Source organism: Nocardioides pocheonensis, from assembly GCF_003725535.1.
Classification (GTDB): domain Bacteria; phylum Actinomycetota; class Actinomycetes; order Propionibacteriales; family Nocardioidaceae; genus Marmoricola; species Marmoricola pocheonensis.
In genome coordinates, this window is the sequence record NZ_RJSF01000002.1 from 25,288 (window position 1) to 41,323 (window position 16,036).

A 16,036-nucleotide genomic window follows, 5' to 3' on the forward strand; every position below is an offset into this window, starting at 1 on the left:
CGCCGGGAGGATCGTCCGTCCGGGCACAATGTGGCGGTGAGCGCCACCAGCGAACCCCTGGTCCTGGGCATCGAGACGTCGTGCGACGAGACCGGTGTCGGCATCGTCCGCGGCCACACCCTGCTCGCGGACGCGGTCGCCTCCTCGGTCGACGAGCACGCGCGGTTCGGGGGTGTCGTACCGGAGGTCGCGTCGCGGGCGCACCTGGAGGCGATGGTGCCGACGGTGCAGCGGGCCTGCGAGACCGCCGGGGTGGCGCTGCACGACGTGGACGCGATCGCCGTGACCGCCGGTCCCGGTCTCGCCGGTGCGCTGCTGGTCGGGGTCGCCTCCGCGAAGGCGCTGGCGCTCTCGCTCGGCAAGCCGCTGTACGGCGTGAACCACCTCGCCGCCCACGTGGCCGTCGACCAGCTCGAGCACGGCGCCCTGCCCGACCCCTGCCTGGCCCTGCTCGTCTCGGGCGGGCACTCGTCGCTGCTCCGCGTCGACGACGTCACCGAGCGGGTCACGCCGCTCGGCTCGACGATCGACGACGCCGCCGGGGAGGCCTTCGACAAGGTCGCCAGGCTCCTGGGGCTGCCCTTCCCGGGCGGTCCGCACATCGACCGGGCCGCGCGCGACGGCTCGTCGGTGTACGTCGACTTCCCCCGGGGCCTGACCTCGCGCCGCGACCTCGAGCGGCACCGGTTCGACTTCTCCTTCTCCGGCCTGAAGACCGCGGTCGCCCGCTGGGTCGAGGCCCGCGAGGCCGCGGGTGAGCCGGTGCCGGTGGCCGACGTGGCGGCCTCCTTCCAGGAGGCCGTGTGCGACGTGCTCACCCGCAAGGCGATCGACGCGGCCGCCGCCGAGGGGATCGACGACATCCTCATCGGCGGGGGAGTCGCGGCCAACTCGCGGCTGCGGGTGCTCGCCGAGGAGCGCGCGGCGCAGAAGGGCATCCGGGTCCGCGTGCCCCGCCCCGGTCTGTGCACCGACAACGGCGCGATGGTGGCTGCCCTGGGTGCCGAGATGGTGGCCCGGGGCCGCGCTCCCTCGGCGCTCGACCTGCCCGCCGACTCCTCGATGAGCGTGGAGCTCGTCCAGGCCTGATCCGAACCGCCTGATCAGGGCAGCGGCACGCGCAGGAAGCGCGGGCGGTACAGGCGCGGGCTCTTCCACAACCGGTCCAGGTCGGCGACGTTGCGGCTGTAGGAGACCACCACCGAGCCGTCGCCGGGAAGCAGGTCGGGGTGGGCGAGCGGCATGTAGCGCAGCAGCCCGTCGGCGGAGTCGGAGGGGATCTCGGCCAGGGGAGTGCTCGCGACGAAGGGACCGGTCGGCGCGGGAGCCTTCCAGATCACCAGGTCGTGGCCGAGGAGGTCGTCGCGCTTGCTCACGGCGTACCAGGTGCCGCCGCGCCGGAAGACCGAGAGCACCTGCGAGACGCCGCCGACCGCCGGGATCAGGACCGCGGCGCGGCCGGGGTCCGGCTGCCAGAGGTGGCCGTCCCAGTAACGCCAGGTCGACGGGTCGGCCACGCCGGTGATCGGTGCCCGCGCGACCTCGAGCTGGCGACCGAACGCGACGCCTTGGGCCGGTGACGCCGTGCCGTAGATGTAGACCGCCTCCGCGGTGGTCTCGATCGCCGCTCCCCACGTGGGCTTCGTCGGATCGGCGTCATCCGCTCCGAGGTCGCGGACCGTGATCAGACGTGGGGTGCCGCCCACGGGCACGCTGAACAGGGCGATGGCGGGCCCCAGCGTCTCGAAGTCGAACGCGCCGCTGCCCGTGGTGCGCACGCGCTGGAGGCTCACGCCGACGAGGTCGAAGCCGGTGTGCTGGACGGCGCCGACGTCCATCGGCCAGTAGCCGACCCCGTCGGGCCGGTCCGGTACGACGGCGCCGTGGTCGCGCGGCATCACGACCGTCGCGCAGCCGGGCGAGAACATCAGCATGGAGTTGCGCACGAACCGCTGCCCCCGGAAGTCCTTCTGGCGCAGGGTGTCGCCGAACACCCAGATCCGCCGGCCGTCCTGGAGCTGCACGTCGGCGCCGACGTCGGCGCCCACGAACCCCGGCAGCGACCGGTAGTGGGCGATCAGGTCGTTCAGGCCGCCCACCGTGCGGGGCGGGTTGAACGGCAGGCAGTCCAGGGACAGGTCGCGCCCGGGGGTGACCTCCCGCTCGACGAAGAGGCCGGCGCCTGCCACCGCGGCGATGCCGAGGGCCAGGCTGAAGAGGGCGAGGAGGCGGACGCGGCGGCGTACGCGGTTGACCCAGGCCACGACCACCTCCTGCGCACCAGTCTGGCGCAGGAGGCGGTCGCATCAGCGCGGGGGCAGCACGAACGGCGATCCGTCGTAGTCGTTGCCGGCCACGGGCGGCACGGCGTACTCGCGCCTCCCGTCGAGGCTGATCCGGACCACCGCCCACCGGCCGCCCTCGTAGGTGTTCGCCAGCACGTGGGTGTCGTCCTCCCACGTCATCTGGGTGACGAAGGCACCGTCCGCGGTCCTCAGGTCGAGCACCGGCTTCCCCGTGGCGCTGTCGAGCACCGCGAGCTCGGTGTCGCCCGCGCCGTCCCGGTACGCCGAGGTCGCCAGGAGGTGCCGGGAGTCGGGCGAGAAGGACAGCAGGCTGTGCTTGCACGTCTTCCAGAGGGTCCCGTTGCCGATCTCCCCGACCGTGGAGCACGACCCGGTGTCGCTGACGGAGCTCACGCCCGCCATCCGCTGCCGGTCGTCGATGTCGACGACGGAGCGCAGGTCGGTGTCGAGCTTCTTGGTGGTGCCGCCGGCGTAGGCCATCCAGACCGCCGGCTGTGGTCCCAGGTCGTTCATCCAGACGGTGCAGCCCGACACGTTCGGGCGTGTGCAGTCCAGTCCGGTGACTCCCGCCGCGCTCAAGGTCACACCGCCCGGCACGGGCTCCAGCGTGCGGAGGTCGGCCTCGCGCACGAGCACCGGTGTGCCGTCGGGCTCGACGAAGGCGCCGGCCGCGCCGTCGGGGGTGACCGCGAAGTCTCCCGTCATCGGCCACGTCTCGCGTGACGAGCCGCCCTGGTCGTTGAGGTAGCTAGCGGTCAGGTCGCCACTCTCGTCGCGGGTCGCGACCAGGACGCCGCCGCTGACCCGGGCGACGGCGGCCACGGTGCCCTTGCCCGGGGAAAGGCCGATCGAGCCGTTGCCGACCCGGAATTCCCCTCCCACGGCGTAGCCGTCGTGTGGCTGGTTGCTTCGTTCCAGGCCCTCCAGCGTGAGCGGCGTGTGGTCCACCTTCACCTGCTTAGCGGGGGTCACGGGCGGGCGCACGTGGCTGTTCCTGGTCGCGACCAGCACCGACGGGACCGCCACGGCGAGCACGCAGGCCGCCATCAGCAGGGTGGCCCGCATCCGCCGCCCGCGCTTGATCTCACCGGCGCGGTCGAGCACCTGGTCGAGCTCGAGGGTGGTGCCGCCGCGGCGGAAGAAGCCGTCGGCCTCGCGGGCGAGGTGCTCGTGCAGGTCCTGAGGAGCGTTCATCGGTGGGCCTCCCATCCGGTCAGGTCGTCGCGGTCCCAGGAGGAGTCACCGAGCCGGGTCCGCAGCGCGGTCAGGGCGCGACTGGCCTGGGACTTCACGGTCCCCACCGAGATGCCCAGGGCCTCGGCGGCCTCCTTCTCCGAGAGCTGCTCGTAGTAGCGGAGCACCACGACGGCACGCTGCCGGTCGGGCAGGCTGCGCACGGCGCTCCAGAGGGCGTCGCTGACGCCGTCGTACTCCTCGCCCCGCACCGGCACGTCGTGGGCACTCGTGTCGCTGACCACCTCGCGGTGGCGCCACAGCCGCCGCCAGGTCGAGGTGTGCTCGTTGACCAGGATCTTGCGCGCGTAGGCGTCGATCGACGGGGCGTCCGAGACCCGGTCCCACGCCAGGTAGAGCTTGGCGAGCGCCGTCTGGACGAGGTCCTCGGCCGCGTGCACGTCACCGGTGAGCAGGTACGCCGTGCGCAGCAGCCGGCCCTGCTTCGCGGCCATCCAGGACTCGAAGTCCGATCGCGCGGCCCGGTCGTCCACCCGCATCCCCCTCACGGTCGTGAGCATCATGCACCTCCTTCGACCGTCCCTTACGTGGTGGCGGCCGGAAAGGTTGCACCAGGGGCTACGGCCGGGTGGCGAAGACCCATCCGGGCGCGTCGCCGTTCAGCGGAGCAGGGTCGGTGGCCCGCGTGACCGTGCCGTCGACCGCCAGTCGCAGGACCGCCTGCTGGGCGCCCTGGGTCTCGCGGACGTCGAACAGCACCGCGTCCCCGGAGGGCTCCCAGACCGGTCGACCGGCGGCCGCCAGGTCGCGGGCCGCCAGGGAGAACCGCGCGAGCACGGTCCCGGTGCGGGCGTCCAGGACGGCGACCTCGTCCGGCTCGTTCAGAGACGAGACCGGCACGGCGAGCACGCGGCTGCCGTCGGGGCTGAACGCGTCGGGCACCCAGTCGCCCGTCCAGAGCGTCCTGGCCGAGCTCGTCGACACGACCCGGCCGCGCCCGTCGCTGTCGACGGTGCCGCCCACCAGGTCGCCGCCCGCGGCCGTGCACCACGCGATCTCGAGCCCGGGCACGCGCGCGGTGTGGCCCGTGCCCGGGTCCACGACGTGCGGCGAGTCGGGGTAGCCGTTGAGGACCACTGAGTCGCCCAGGAAGCCGACCAGCCGGGCGTTGTTGCCCACCGGGAGGTCGCTCTCGCCCTGGCCCATGCCCGTCGCGATCCCGACGCGGAGGTGGCCGCCGTACACGAAGGCCGTGCGCATCTGGTCGGCGCTCACGGCCAGGGCCGCCTCGCCGGTCTGCGAGCGCAGCACGAGGGCACCGGTGTTGTCGTACTGCCGGAGGCCGCCGAGGTCGTCGAGGAGCAGCCAGCCGCCGTGGTACGCCGTGAACCCGGCGACGAACGAGCTGCCGTAGGGAAGCCGCGCCGTCGTGCCGTCGGGCTGGTGGACCTCGCGACCGTGCAGGTAGGCGACCTGCGGATCCTTCCCGCGCGCGATGCCGTCGAGGCCCTCCGGCCGCGGGGACGAGGACGTCGTCGGGGCCGTCGGCGAGGGTGCCGGAGCCGGGGAGACGCCGTCGCCCGCGGGACGCAGCAGGATCGCTGCGGGGATCCCGACGACCAGCGCGGCCGCCACGGCCAGCACCGCGCCGACCCTGCGTCGGGTCTGCCACCGCCGCCGGCCGGCGCTCCGGCGGATGTCGTCGAGCGTGAGGTCCACGGACGCCTCGGTCGCCTTCGCGGCGAGCGCCTCTCGCAGCAGCTGCTCGTGGTTCATCGGTCCTCCTCCCGGGCCGGGACGCGGTCGCGGAGCGACGCGAGTGCCCGGCTCGCCTGGGACTTCACGGTCCCGGTGCTTATCCCGAGCAGGTCGGCGATCTCCGCCTCGGACAGGTCCTCGTAGTAGCGCAGCACGATCACGGCCCGCTGCCTGGGTGGGAGGCCCTGCACGAACTGCCAGACCGCCTCCCGCTCGCCGTCGTACTCGCTCGCCGCCTGCGGCGCCTCGGGCACGGCGTCCGAGAGCACCTCGAGGCGGCGGTGCGCCCGCCTCCAGGTCGAGCGGTGCTCGTTGACGAGGGCGCGACGGGCGTAGGCGTCGACGTGCTGCCGGTCGGAGATCCGGTCCCACGCGAGGTAGAGCTTGGTCAGCGTCGCCTGGACGAGGTCCTCGGCCGCGTGCTGGCTCCCGGTGAGCAGGTACGCCGTGCGCACGAGTGCGCCCTGCCGGGCCGACATCCACTCGCCGAACTCGGCATCCCCCGAAGCGTCGGTGCGCTCCCGAGCTCGCATCCGCACCCCCTGCACAGTCATCGGCGGTCCTCCATGGTCTCGCGTCCTCACCCCTTCCACTCCGCCGCCACCGATCCGGTTGCACCGGAGGTTGCGCACCACCGTCGCGGGTTGAAGAGTGACCGCGTGACGGGTGGGTCCGTCGGACCGAGGGAGGCCGGATGCAGCGGGTCAGGGGAGTGGTGGCGAGCCGCAAGGGTGCGCCGGTGGAACTGGTCGAGATCGACGTGCCGGATCCCGGACCCGGGGAGGCGGTCGTCCGGGTACAGGCCTGCGGTGTGTGCCACACCGACCTGCACTACCGCGAGGGCGGCATCAACGACGACTTCCCGTTCCTGCTCGGCCACGAGGCCGCCGGGGTCGTCGAGTCGGTCGGCCCCGAGGTGCACGACCTCGCCCCCGGCGACTTCGTGATCCTGAACTGGCGGGCCGTCTGCGGCCACTGCCGGGCGTGTGACCGCGGAGAGCCCTGGTACTGCTTCGCGACCTTCAACGCGACCCAGAATATGACCCTGGCCGACGGACCCGACGCGGGCCGCGCGCTGTCGCCGGCGCTCGGCATCGGCGCGTTCATCGAGAAGACCCTGGTCGCGGCCGGCCAGTGCACGAAGGTCGACCCGCGGGCGCGACCGGCCGCCGTCGGGCTCCTGGGGTGCGGGGTGATGGCCGGTCTCGGCGCGGCGATGAACACCGGAGGGGTGCGCCGCGGCATGTCGGTGGCGGTGATCGGCTGCGGCGGTGTCGGCTGCGCGGCGGTCGCGGGGTCCGCGCTCGCGGGCGCCGGCCGGATCATCGCGGTGGACCTCGACGAGCGCAAGCTGGCCCGGGCCCGCGGTCTCGGCGCGACGCACACGGTGGACGCGAAGGTCAACGACCCCGTCGAGGCCATCCGGGACCTGACCGGCGGGCACGGCGCGGACGTCGTGATCGAGGCCGTCGGGCGTCCGGAGACCTGGGAGCAGGCCTTCTACGCGCGCGACCTGGCGGGCACGGTCGTGCTCGTCGGCGTCCCCACACCGGACATGCGGATCCCCGACATCCCGCTGATCGACGTGTTCGGCCGGGGCGGGTCGCTCAAGTCGAGCTGGTACGGCGACTGCCTGCCCTCGCGCGACTTCCCCATGCTCGTGGACCTCTACCTGCAGGGCCGGCTCGACCTCGACGCCTTCGTCAGCGAGGAGATCGCCCTCGACGACGTCGAAGCCGCCTTCACGCGGATGCAGCAGGGGGAGGTGCTGCGCTCGGTGGTGCTGCTGTGAGCCGCCCGGTGCTCTCGTGTCCGTTTTGACCATTTAATTCCTTTCATCACTTTTATCCGTTACGCTCCTTGCAGAGGCGAATTGGGGACTTCGGTCCCTGGTCTGTGGGGAGGACGGAAATGGGTCTCAGTCGCGCGCGTGGGGTCGCGCTCCTGGTCATCGGCACGCTGCTCGCCGTGCTGGCGGTCACCGTCGGCGCGGGCAGTCCCGCCAGTGCCGCGAACCGCGCCGCACCGTCGGTGTCGCTGCGCGAGGCGAGCGGCGGTCTGGTCAAGGTCACCGGTCGCACGGCGAGTGCCTCGCCGCGGGTCCGCTTCGACCGCCGGTCCGGCTCCCGCTGGGCCGTGGTGAAGCGCACGCGCGCGCACCACCACCGCTACACCGCCACCCTCGCCGTGGCCGCCGGCACCCGCGCGACCTTCCGGGTGACCAGCGACCGCCGCAGCCGCACCTTCGTGGTGCAGATGCCCGCGTCCGGGGGCGCCGCGACGGTCACGTCCCAGGCGGCCAAGCCGCCCACCCTGTACGACGCCTGCGGCGCCCGGCCGCGCAAGGCCGACGGCACCGCCTGGTCGTGCACCTTCCACGACGAGTTCGACGGCACCGCGCTCGACCGCACCAAGTGGGTGCCGCAGACCGCGTTCGTCACCGGTGACGCCACCGCCGGCTACGCCTGCTACATGGACGACCCGAAGAACGTCTCCGTGGCCAACGGCATGCTCAGCCTGACCGTGCGCAAGGAGACGTCTCCCCAGCCGTGCGGATCGCCGACCTCGTCGGTCACCTCGTACTACACCTCGGGATCGGTCTCGACGTACCACCTCTTCAGCCAGAAGTACGGCCGCTTCGAGGCCCGGATCCGCAACACCGCCAGCTCCGTGGCCGGGCTGCACGAGGCGTTCTGGCTCTGGCCCGACGACCGGTACTCCGCGATCAACTGGCCCACCACCGGTGAGATCGACGTCGCCGAGACGTACTCCCTCTACAACTCCGTGGCGATCCCCTTCCTGCACTACTCGGCCGACGCGGGCGGCCCGCAGTCCGGCGTGAACACCGCGTGGAACTGCACCGCCTACCGCGGGGTGTGGAACACCTACACGCTCGAGTGGACGCCGACGACCCTGACGATCTACGTCAACGGCCGCACCTGCCTCACCAACACCTCGGGCGACCCGGCGTTCCAGAAGCGCTACATCGTGGCGTTCACCCAGGCCCTGGGGAACACGAAGAACGCCATGGTGGCCTCGACGCCGGTCCCCGCGACGATGGACGTCGACTACCTCCGCGTCTGGCAGTGACGGCTCCTCAACCACGGGGTTGACAGACCGCCGAAGCCGGGGAGAGTCTTGGTCAACCAACGGGTTGATCAAGGAGTGACGATGGCGGCAGCGGCAGTCGACGACCGGTTGTCCAGGGTCTTCGCGGCGCTCGCCGACCCGACCCGCCGCGACATGGTCGCGCGCCTCTGCTCCGGTGACGCCACGGTGAGCCAGCTCGGAGCGGCGTACGACGTGTCGCTGCAGGCGGTCTCCAAGCACCTCAAGGTGCTCGAGGAGGCCGGACTGGTGAGCCGCAGCCGCGACGCGCAGCGCCGCCCGGTTCACCTCGAGGCGGAGGTCTTCGACCTGATGACGAAGTGGATCGAGCGCTACCGGAGCGAGGCCGAGGAGCGCTACCGCCGACTGGACGACGTGCTGGCCGCGATGGACGGGCCGGCCGAGGGAGAAGGAGCCGTGTCATGAGCGCCACCACGGGCCACGAGACCACCATCGAGGTGCCGGAGGGACTCCCCACGATCGGGATCGTCCGGGAGTTCGACGCCCCGCCCGAGAAGGTCTACCGGGCGCACGTCGAGCCCGACCTGGCGATGTCCTGGATGGGCCCGCGCGACATCGTCAGCCGGGCCGAGCACTGGGAGGCCCGCACCGGGGGCAGCTGGCGCTACGTGTCGCGGCGTGGTGAGGACGAGTTCGGCTTCTACGGATCCTTCCACGAGCTGCGTCCGCCCGAGCGGATCGTGCAGACCTTCACCTACGAGGGCATGCCCGACGGGGTGGCCCTGGAGATCCTCACCCTCGAGCCGCTGGACGGCGGGCGCACGCGCCTGCGCGTGCTGAGCATCGCGGCGAGCGTCGAGGAGCGTGACGCCTTCGTGGCCAGCGGCATGGAGACCGGTGTCGTGCAGGGCTACGAGCAGCTCGACGAGCTCCTCGCCGGCCTCTAGCACGCCCCGCGCAGCGCGCCGTCGAGCGGCCGTCACCGCGCCGTCCCGCCATTTCGGCACGTGACCAAATTGGTGCTGGCGGAAGCGGTGGGCAGGCCCTACGCTCCGTCCTGAACGGTGAGCCGGGCCCCCTCCCAGGACTGCTCAGGCCTCACCTTCGCTCTCGGGGGAGACGGAGTTGTGGGGAATGAAGCTCGTGCTCGCCGCCGTGCTGACGGCTGCCCTCAGTGCGTTGGCGGTTCCGTCCGCGCTGACGCCCGCGGCCAGCGGGATGACCCTCGTCGCCACCGACGCGTGCGGAGTCCAGCCGCTCAAGCCGGACGGCACCCCGTGGAGCTGCACCTTCGACGACGAGTTCTCCGGCACCACGCTGGACCGCACCAAGTGGATCCCGCAGACGGTCTTCGGCACGGGCGGGCTGACCGGCCGGGCCTGCTACCTCGACAGCCCGGCGACGATCGGCGTCGCCAACGGCAGCCTGAACCTCACCGTGCGCAAGCTGAACCGGACGGTCACGTGCAGCACCGGCGGCGGCATCCTCTCCACCCGGTACGTCGCCGGCATGGTCTCGACGTACCACCTCTTCAGCCAGCAGTACGGCCGTTTCGAGGCGCGCATGAAGACGCGGGCGACGACCGCGCCCGGCCTGCACGAGGCGTTCTGGATGTGGCCCGACGACCGGTACTCCACGATCGACTGGCCCGACTCGGGCGAGATCGACGTCGCGGAGACCTACTCGGTCTACCCGGACCTCGTGATGCCCTACCTGCACTACTCCGCCGACGCCGGCGGGTCCCAGCCGGGCGTCAACACCGCGTGGGACTGCGTGGCCTCCCGCGGTGTGTGGAACACCTACACCCTGGTCTGGGGCCCGAGCCGGATCGAGATCCTGGTCAACGGCATGCCCTGCCTGGTCAACACCTCCGGGGACCCGGCGTTCATGAAGCGCTACATCCTCGCGCTGACCGCAGCGCTCGGGTCGGGCAAGAACGGGCTCACCTGGAGGACCCCGCTGCCGGCGACGACCAGCATCGACTACGTGCGGGCCTGGCAGTAGGGCTCAGAACGGCTCGACGAGCAGGCAGACGCCCCGGCCCGCCGCACGGGTGAGCACGATCGTCGCCTCGCCCTCGCCGGTGAGCGCCAGTCGCTTGCGGAGCTCGTCGGGCACGACGGTGACCCCGCGCTTCTTGATCGTGAGCCGGCCGACGCCGCGCGCGCGCAGTGCGGCCCGCAGCGGCTTCTCCCGGTGCGGGAGCTCCTCGACGATCCGGTAGGAGCGGGCGAACGGCGTCCGGTACGCCGCGTCGCTGAGGACATACGCGAGGTGCTCGTCCACCAGGCCGCCGCCGACGCCGGCAGCGACCGCCTGGACCAGCCCGGCCCGGATCACCGCGCCGTCCGGCTCGTAGAGGAAGCCGCCCGCCACCGGTGGCGTCACCCCCACGGGGTCGGGGAGGTCCTCGTCGGTCAGCGTGGCGAGCCCGCCGTCGCCGATCACCGTCGCACGACGGGCCGTGGTGGCGAGCCTGCCCGACCACAGGGCCGCCTCCTTGACCTCGCCGTGGTCGCTGACCCACTCCGCCTCGACCCCCTCGGGGACCAGCTCGTGCGGGATGCCCGGCGCGACCTTCACGCAGGAGTCCCGGCGCAGCAGGGTCTCCACGAAGGACCAGGGCGGAGTCCAGTCTTCGACGCTGAACGTGCGTCCGCGCGCACCTCGCCGGGCCGGGTCGGCGAACGCCACCGCGAAGGGGTCGAGGTCCAGCACGGTGGCGTCGGCGACCATCACGGCCCCGCCGAGGTCGAGCGCCGCCAGGTTCGCCCGGGCCACCTCGACCCGGACCGGGTCCAGGTCGATGCCCGCCGAGGTGATGCCCGCACCCGCGAAGGCGATCAGGTCGCCACCGATGCCGCAGCCGAGGTCGACCACAGACTCGGTCCGCGCGGCCTGGAGCCGCGCGGCCCGGTGCTCGGCCACGGTGAACCGCGTCGCCTGCTCGAGGCCGTCCGGGGTGAAGTACATCCGCGGGGCGAGATCGCCGAACTTCGCCTCCGCGCGTCGGCGCAGGCTCGCCTGCGTCAGCGCTGCGGCGACGTGCTCCGGGGCCGCGTCGCGGCGCAGCTCCGCGGCCGCCTCGAGCGGGTCCTCGGACGCCTCGGCCGCCCGGGCGAGCAGGGCCTGCCCGGCGTCGGTGAGCAGCCAGCGGAAGGCCTCGAGGTCCATCGGCGCATTGTGTCCCATCGCGCATCGCCGGGTCGTGCGACCCGCGCTGGCACTCGGTTGGTGCGAGTGCTAAGTTCTGCATTGGCACTCTCCTCGTGAGTGTGCCAGCGCGTGTGCTTCGAGGTGCGACCCCCGCGACGGCGTACCGACATCGCAGGCGCCTCAACGTGATTCATTCACCTACCAGCAGATACGTGGAGGTTGATCAGAAGTGTCGGTCAACATCAAGCCGCTCGAGGACCGGATCGTCGTTCAGCCGATCGACGCCGAGCAGACCACGGCCTCGGGCCTGGTCATCCCGGACACCGCCAAGGAGAAGCCCCAGGAGGGCGAGGTCGTGGCGATCGGCCCGGGCCGCATCGACGACAACGGCAACCGGGTCCCGCTCGACGTCAGCGTCGGCGACAAGGTCATCTACAGCAAGTACGGCGGCACCGAGGTCAAGTACGCCGGCGAGGAGTTCCTCATCCTGTCGGCCCGTGACGTGCTCGCCGTCATCTCCTGACACACCCGAGCCTGATCCATCCGGTCGTGTGCCTGAGCGAGTCGTCCCCGGCGCGCTCAGGCACACACCTGCTTTGAGAGGTAGCAATGCCCAAGATTCTTGAGTTCGACGAGAGCGCCCGCCGGGCCCTCGAGCGGGGTGTCGACGCCCTCGCGAACGCCGTCAAGGTGACCCTCGGCCCCAAGGGCCGCTACGTGGTGCTCGACAAGAAGTGGGGCGCGCCGACGATCACCAACGACGGCGTGACCGTCGCTCGTGACATCGATCTCGACGACCCCTTCGAGAACCTCGGCGCCCAGCTCTGCAAGGAGGTCGCCACCAAGACCAACGACGTCGCCGGTGACGGCACCACCACGGCCACCGTGCTGGCCCAGGCGATGGTGCACGAGGGCCTGCGGGCCGTCGCCGCCGGTGTGAACCCGATGGGCATCAAGCGCGGCATGGACGCCGCTGCCGAGGCGCTCGGCGAGGCGCTCGGCAAGCTGGCCCGCGACGTGGACTCCGTCGAGGACATGGCCGCGGTCGCCACCGTCTCCAGCCGTGACTCGGAGATCGGCGAGCTGCTCGCGCAGGCCTTCGACAAGGTCGGCAAGGACGGCGTGATCACCGTCGAGGAGTCCAACACCATGGGCACCGAGCTCGACTTCACCGAGGGCATGCAGTTCGACAAGGGCTACCTGTCGCCGTACTTCGTCACCGACCCGGAGTCGATGGAGGCCGTCCTCGACGACCCCTACATCCTCCTGCACCAGGGCAAGATCTCGGCGATCGCCGACCTGCTTCCCCTGCTGGAGAAGGTCATCCAGGCCGGCAAGCCGCTGTTCATCCTCGCCGAGGACGTCGAGGGCGAGGCGCTCTCGACCCTCGTGGTCAACAAGATCCGCGGCACGTTCAGTGCCGTCGCGGTCAAGGCGCCGGCGTTCGGCGACCGCCGCAAGGCGATGATGCAGGACATCGCGATCCTCACCGGCGGACAGGTCATCGCCCCCGAGGTCGGTCTCAAGCTCGACCAGGTCGGCCTCGACGTGCTGGGCACCGCCCGTCGCGTGGTGGTCACCAAGGACAACACCACGATCGTCGAGGGCGGGGGCGACCACGCCGCCGTCGCCGGCCGGGTGTCCCAGATCAAGGCCGAGGTCGAGAACACCGACTCCGACTGGGACCGCGAGAAGCTGCAGGAGCGGCTGGCCAAGCTGGCCGGCGGCGTGTGCGTGGTCAAGGTCGGCGCCGCCACCGAGGTGGAGCTGAAGGAGAAGAAGCACCGCATCGAGGACGCCGTCTCCGCGACCCGCGCCGCGATCGAGGAGGGCATCGTCGCCGGCGGTGGCTCCGCGATCATCCACGCGTCCGCCGCGCTCGACGGTGACCTCGGCCTCGAGGGTGACGCCGCGGTCGGCGTTCGGATCGTCCGCAAGGCCGTCGACGAGCCGCTGCGCTGGATCGCCGAGAACGGTGGCGAGAACGGCTACGTGATCGTCTCCAAGGTGCGGGAGGCCGGCCCGGGCACGGGCTACAACGCCGCCACCGGCGAGTACGGCGACCTGGTCGCCCAGGGTGTCCTCGACCCGGTCAAGGTAACCCGCTCGGCGCTCACCAACGCCACCTCCATCGCGGGCATGCTGCTCACCACCGAGACGCTCATCGTGGAGAAGCCCGAGGACGAGGACGAGGCTGCGGCCGCCGGTCACGGGCACGGCCACGGTCACTGATCGGCTCGCGACACAGTTTGTGAGTCAGCCGCTCCCGGTGCGCTACTGCGTACCGGGAGCGGCTGTTCTGTCCGGGGCCTACTGACGCAGGTCGTCGGGCGGACGCGGTGCCGAGCTCACCACCCGCGACTCGAACGTCGTCGTCCAGATCGGCTCGTCGGGTCCGACCCAGTTCTTCGTGTGCGCAGGATGCCCGCGCATGCCGAGGAACGCGCCATCTGCAGGATCGAACACGAAGTCGACGGCGTACCTCTCGTCGATGCCGAGGGCCACGCCCGTCCTGCCGTCGATCTCGGCGTGCTCGTCGACCACCTTCACGCCGTCCACGCGTGCGACCGCCCGCAGTACCTCGGCATTGACCGCGTCGGGCGACTGCGGATCCGAGAGCAACCAGAACGCCGCGCTCCAGACCGCACTGAGGTCGTCCGTGAAGTCGCTTCCCGACCGGCGCGCAAGCTCGCGAAGTGCGTCCAGCATCGCCGCTCCCTTCGGGCGGTCGCGGTAGATGCTGTCGTTGGCGTTCGCGCTCTGGTCGACCACGGCCCAGCTGACCGGGTTGGTCGAGTCCTGAGTCCGCTGGATCAGGGGCTTGTCGGGGTCGGTCGGCACCCAGGTCTCGACGAGCACCGGGCTCGTCCTAGGTGCGGTGTCCTCCTGCGACGGGTCCGTCGGTGACGGCCCGTAGTCCCACGAGAGCGTGACCTCCTTGCGGTACACGTACTGACCCGGCAGCGGAGGCCGGCCGGCCTCGAGTGCGTCGGCCGAGTTCTCCAGGATCGCCGCCGCGGCGGCGGAGGCGCCGTGGTCCGGCGTCTGAGCGACCACCGTCGCCGCGACGATCACGGCTGCGGCACTGAGGCCGATCGCGGTGCGTACTGCGAAGCGCCGGCGGGCACGCCGGACGAGCGCCTTGCGGAGCAGCGCACGTCGCGCCCGCAACACCACCGTCGGGTCGGGCGCGGTCACGTCCGGCCGGGCATCTCGGACCAGTTCGTCGATCATCGGGCCACCTCCGTGTTCGTCTCGAGCAGGGCGCGCAGCCGGCTGCGCGCTCGGTTGATGCGGGAGCGCACTGTGCCGACGGGAATGTCCATCGCCACCGCGATCTCCACGTAGCTCAGCTCCTCCCACGCGTAGAGCAGCAGCGCCTCGCGATCGCCGTCGCCCAGCTCGTCCAGCAGGGTGCGTACGACGAGCCAGTCCGCCGCGGAGTCGAGCCGGGCGGCGACCTCGCTCTCGTGCGAGTCGGACGCCGAGACGACCATGCTGGCCGCCGAGCGGGTCATGCGATCGGTCGAGGCGAGCGTGCGCCATCGACGCTTGAGCACGTTGCCGGCGATGCCGTACAGCCAGGGGAGCGCAGACCCGGTCGACGAGTCGAACCGCTTCCGGTGGCTGAAGGCCGCGAGGAACACGTCGGCGAGCACGTCGTCCGCGGCGTCCGGTCCGGCTCGGCGCGCGGCGTACGAGTGCACCGCCGCGTAGTGCCGGTCGAACACGGTCGCGAAGGCCTCAGGGGTGCGCAGCGACCTCGCGATCACCTCGCCGTCGGTGAGCTCTGCAGCATCGGGGTTCACGACTGGCTCTTGCCACCTCGCGCCCCTTCGGTTCACGGGCGGCTCAACGTTCTGCGGGCACGGCCAGCAGGTCATCGGGCACGTGGATCTCGCCGAACACCGCACTGAACAGCCGCACGCAGCGCTCGGTCATCGCCTCGGGCGGCTCCTCCGGGTGCTCGAGCCACCAGTTCACCAGCGTCCGGAAGACGTTCTCCCAGACCGCACGCATCGCGGCGGTGTCGGTGGGGTCCTCGTTGCCGGCGAGGCGGAGCAGGTCGGCGACGCCCTCGGTGCCGAAGGCGAGGATCCGCTGCTCGTAGCCGGCGAGCGCCTCCTGCGTCTGCGGATCGCGTGGCGCGGTCGGGTCGAAGACCAGGTGCCAGATCCAGGGCCGAGGGGCCAGCAGCCGGAACATCCCGTCCAGCGTCACGACCGCCCGGGCCAGGCCGACCGTGCCCGACGCGGCCGTGCGCTCGATCTCGGCGGTCAGGGCCTCGGCGGCGTGCTGCACGCACACGGCGTACAGGCCCTCCTTGGAGCCGAAGTAGTTGTAGATCAGCGGCTTGGAGATCCCCGCCTGGGTGGCGATGTCGGCCACCGACGTGGCCGCGAAGCCCGAGGAGCCGAAGGCGCGGGTCGCCACCTCGACGATCTGGTCCTCGCGGTCGGCGCGCGCCACTCCTTTGGTGCCGGCCTTGGCTCGCGCGCGGGAGGTCATGGAGGGAGTCTAGCCAGAGATATGAACGCGTGGTAACTTACTCC

Annotated in this window: 17 protein-coding genes; 8 read left to right on the forward strand and 9 right to left on the reverse strand. The window is 71.8% G+C overall.

Going from position 1 to position 16,036, the window contains the following annotated elements; translation table 11 throughout:
• Window positions 1-36 precede the first annotated feature (36 nt).
• Window positions 37-1,089, forward strand: coding sequence for a tRNA (adenosine(37)-N6)-threonylcarbamoyltransferase complex transferase subunit TsaD (tsaD, locus tag EFL26_RS00185; RefSeq protein ID WP_123220908.1), 1,053 nt, complete (start codon window positions 37-39; stop codon window positions 1,087-1,089).
• Window positions 1,090-1,103: 14 nt separating this feature from the next.
• Here tsaD and EFL26_RS00190 read toward each other — a convergent pair whose 3' ends face one another.
• The 5 genes from EFL26_RS00190 to EFL26_RS00210 are packed head-to-tail and all read right to left on the reverse strand — an operon-like array spanning window position 1,104 to window position 5,812.
• Window positions 1,104-2,264 (reverse strand): glycoside hydrolase family 183 protein, encoded by a 1,161-nt coding sequence (locus EFL26_RS00190; protein ID WP_148046580.1) that lies wholly within the window; start codon window positions 2,262-2,264, stop codon window positions 1,104-1,106.
• A 42-nt stretch (window positions 2,265-2,306) separates the two neighbouring features.
• Window positions 2,307-3,500, reverse strand: coding sequence for a hypothetical protein (locus EFL26_RS00195; protein ID WP_123220868.1), 1,194 nt, complete (start codon window positions 3,498-3,500; stop codon window positions 2,307-2,309).
• Complete coding sequence (locus EFL26_RS00200) at window positions 3,497-4,060, reverse strand: SigE family RNA polymerase sigma factor (protein ID WP_245999914.1); 564 nt, start codon at window positions 4,058-4,060, stop codon at window positions 3,497-3,499. The genes EFL26_RS00195 and EFL26_RS00200 overlap by 4 nt, the downstream gene beginning before the upstream one ends.
• A 58-nt stretch (window positions 4,061-4,118) precedes the next feature.
• Window positions 4,119-5,276 carry a hypothetical protein gene (locus tag EFL26_RS00205; protein WP_123220869.1) on the reverse strand — a complete coding sequence of 386 codons (1,158 nt, stop codon included), beginning with the start codon at window positions 5,274-5,276 and terminating at the stop codon, window positions 4,119-4,121.
• Window positions 5,273-5,812: a SigE family RNA polymerase sigma factor gene (locus EFL26_RS00210; RefSeq protein ID WP_245999915.1), complete on the reverse strand. Its 540-nt coding sequence runs from the start codon at window positions 5,810-5,812 to the stop codon at window positions 5,273-5,275. Before EFL26_RS00210 ends, EFL26_RS00205 begins: the two co-directional genes overlap by 4 nt.
• Window positions 5,813-5,952: 140 nt before the next feature.
• Here EFL26_RS00210 and EFL26_RS00215 point away from each other — a divergent pair, with 140 nt between their 5' ends.
• The 5 genes from EFL26_RS00215 (at window position 5,953) to EFL26_RS00235 (ending at window position 10,331) form a co-directional block, all read left to right on the forward strand.
• Complete coding sequence (locus EFL26_RS00215; RefSeq protein WP_123220870.1) at window positions 5,953-7,050, forward strand: S-(hydroxymethyl)mycothiol dehydrogenase; 1,098 nt, start codon at window positions 5,953-5,955, stop codon at window positions 7,048-7,050.
• Window positions 7,051-7,169: 119 nt separating this feature from the next.
• Complete coding sequence (locus EFL26_RS00220; RefSeq protein WP_123220871.1) at window positions 7,170-8,348, forward strand: glycoside hydrolase family 16 protein; 1,179 nt, start codon at window positions 7,170-7,172, stop codon at window positions 8,346-8,348.
• An 81-nt stretch (window positions 8,349-8,429) separates the two neighbouring features.
• Window positions 8,430-8,792, forward strand: coding sequence for an ArsR/SmtB family transcription factor (locus tag EFL26_RS00225; protein WP_123220872.1), 363 nt, complete (start codon window positions 8,430-8,432; stop codon window positions 8,790-8,792).
• Window positions 8,789-9,274, forward strand: a complete 486-nt coding sequence (locus EFL26_RS00230) for an SRPBCC family protein (protein ID WP_123220873.1) — start codon at window positions 8,789-8,791, stop codon at window positions 9,272-9,274. The genes EFL26_RS00225 and EFL26_RS00230 overlap by 4 nt, the downstream gene beginning before the upstream one ends.
• A gap of 187 nt (window positions 9,275-9,461) precedes the next feature.
• Entirely contained in the window at window positions 9,462-10,331 is an 870-nt protein-coding gene (locus EFL26_RS00235) for a glycoside hydrolase family 16 protein (protein WP_123220874.1), read from the forward strand.
• Window positions 10,332-10,334: 3 nt separating this feature from the next.
• Here EFL26_RS00235 and EFL26_RS00240 read toward each other — a convergent pair whose 3' ends face one another.
• Window positions 10,335-11,501: a class I SAM-dependent methyltransferase gene (locus tag EFL26_RS00240; protein WP_123220875.1), complete on the reverse strand. Its 1,167-nt coding sequence runs from the start codon at window positions 11,499-11,501 to the stop codon at window positions 10,335-10,337.
• Between the two features lie 211 nt (window positions 11,502-11,712).
• Between EFL26_RS00240 and groES the strand changes: the two genes are divergently transcribed.
• Together groES and groL are read left to right on the forward strand one after the other, a co-directional pair.
• The gene (gene groES / locus EFL26_RS00245) at window positions 11,713-12,006 is read left to right on the forward strand and encodes a co-chaperone GroES (protein ID WP_123220876.1); all 294 of its coding nucleotides are present in this window, start codon (window positions 11,713-11,715) and stop codon (window positions 12,004-12,006) included.
• A gap of 86 nt (window positions 12,007-12,092) precedes the next feature.
• On the forward strand, window positions 12,093-13,715 hold the full coding sequence (gene groL, locus EFL26_RS00250; protein WP_123220877.1) for a chaperonin GroEL: 1,623 nt from the start codon (window positions 12,093-12,095) through the stop codon (window positions 13,713-13,715).
• A gap of 78 nt (window positions 13,716-13,793) precedes the next feature.
• Here groL and EFL26_RS00255 read toward each other — a convergent pair whose 3' ends face one another.
• The 3 genes from EFL26_RS00255 to EFL26_RS00265 are packed head-to-tail and all read right to left on the reverse strand — an operon-like array spanning window position 13,794 to window position 15,992.
• A complete protein-coding gene (locus EFL26_RS00255) occupies window positions 13,794-14,717 on the reverse strand; it encodes a hypothetical protein (RefSeq protein WP_123220878.1) in 924 nt (307 codons plus the stop codon).
• Complete coding sequence (locus EFL26_RS00260) at window positions 14,714-15,292, reverse strand: RNA polymerase sigma factor (protein ID WP_221176776.1); 579 nt, start codon at window positions 15,290-15,292, stop codon at window positions 14,714-14,716. The genes EFL26_RS00255 and EFL26_RS00260 overlap by 4 nt, the downstream gene beginning before the upstream one ends.
• Before the next feature lie 43 nt (window positions 15,293-15,335).
• A complete protein-coding gene (locus EFL26_RS00265; RefSeq protein ID WP_123220880.1) occupies window positions 15,336-15,992 on the reverse strand; it encodes a TetR/AcrR family transcriptional regulator in 657 nt (218 codons plus the stop codon).
• Between the last annotated feature and the right edge of the window lie 44 nt (window positions 15,993-16,036).

Excerpts from the sequence above, each read along its gene's own strand:
- EFL26_RS00255 (WP_123220878.1), bottom strand. The coding sequence starts at position 14,717 with ATGATCGACGAACTGGTCCGAGATGCCCGGCCGGACGTGACCGCGCCC.
- EFL26_RS00235 (WP_123220874.1), top strand. The coding sequence starts at position 9,462 with ATGAAGCTCGTGCTCGCCGCCGTGCTGACGGCTGCCCTCAGTGCGTTG.
- EFL26_RS00265 (WP_123220880.1), bottom strand. The coding sequence starts at position 15,992 with ATGACCTCCCGCGCGCGAGCCAAGGCCGGCACCAAAGGAGTGGCGCGC.
- EFL26_RS00195 (WP_123220868.1), bottom strand. The coding sequence starts at position 3,500 with ATGAACGCTCCTCAGGACCTGCACGAGCACCTCGCCCGCGAGGCCGAC.
- EFL26_RS00220 (WP_123220871.1), top strand. The coding sequence starts at position 7,170 with ATGGGTCTCAGTCGCGCGCGTGGGGTCGCGCTCCTGGTCATCGGCACG.
- EFL26_RS00225 (WP_123220872.1), top strand. The coding sequence starts at position 8,430 with ATGGCGGCAGCGGCAGTCGACGACCGGTTGTCCAGGGTCTTCGCGGCG.
- EFL26_RS00200 (WP_245999914.1), bottom strand. The coding sequence starts at position 4,060 with ATGCTCACGACCGTGAGGGGGATGCGGGTGGACGACCGGGCCGCGCGA.
- EFL26_RS00205 (WP_123220869.1), bottom strand. The coding sequence starts at position 5,276 with ATGAACCACGAGCAGCTGCTGCGAGAGGCGCTCGCCGCGAAGGCGACC.
- EFL26_RS00210 (WP_245999915.1), bottom strand. The coding sequence starts at position 5,812 with ATGACTGTGCAGGGGGTGCGGATGCGAGCTCGGGAGCGCACCGACGCT.
- groL (WP_123220877.1), top strand. The coding sequence starts at position 12,093 with ATGCCCAAGATTCTTGAGTTCGACGAGAGCGCCCGCCGGGCCCTCGAG.
- EFL26_RS00215 (WP_123220870.1), top strand. The coding sequence starts at position 5,953 with ATGCAGCGGGTCAGGGGAGTGGTGGCGAGCCGCAAGGGTGCGCCGGTG.
- EFL26_RS00230 (WP_123220873.1), top strand. The coding sequence starts at position 8,789 with ATGAGCGCCACCACGGGCCACGAGACCACCATCGAGGTGCCGGAGGGA.
- EFL26_RS00240 (WP_123220875.1), bottom strand. The coding sequence starts at position 11,501 with ATGGACCTCGAGGCCTTCCGCTGGCTGCTCACCGACGCCGGGCAGGCC.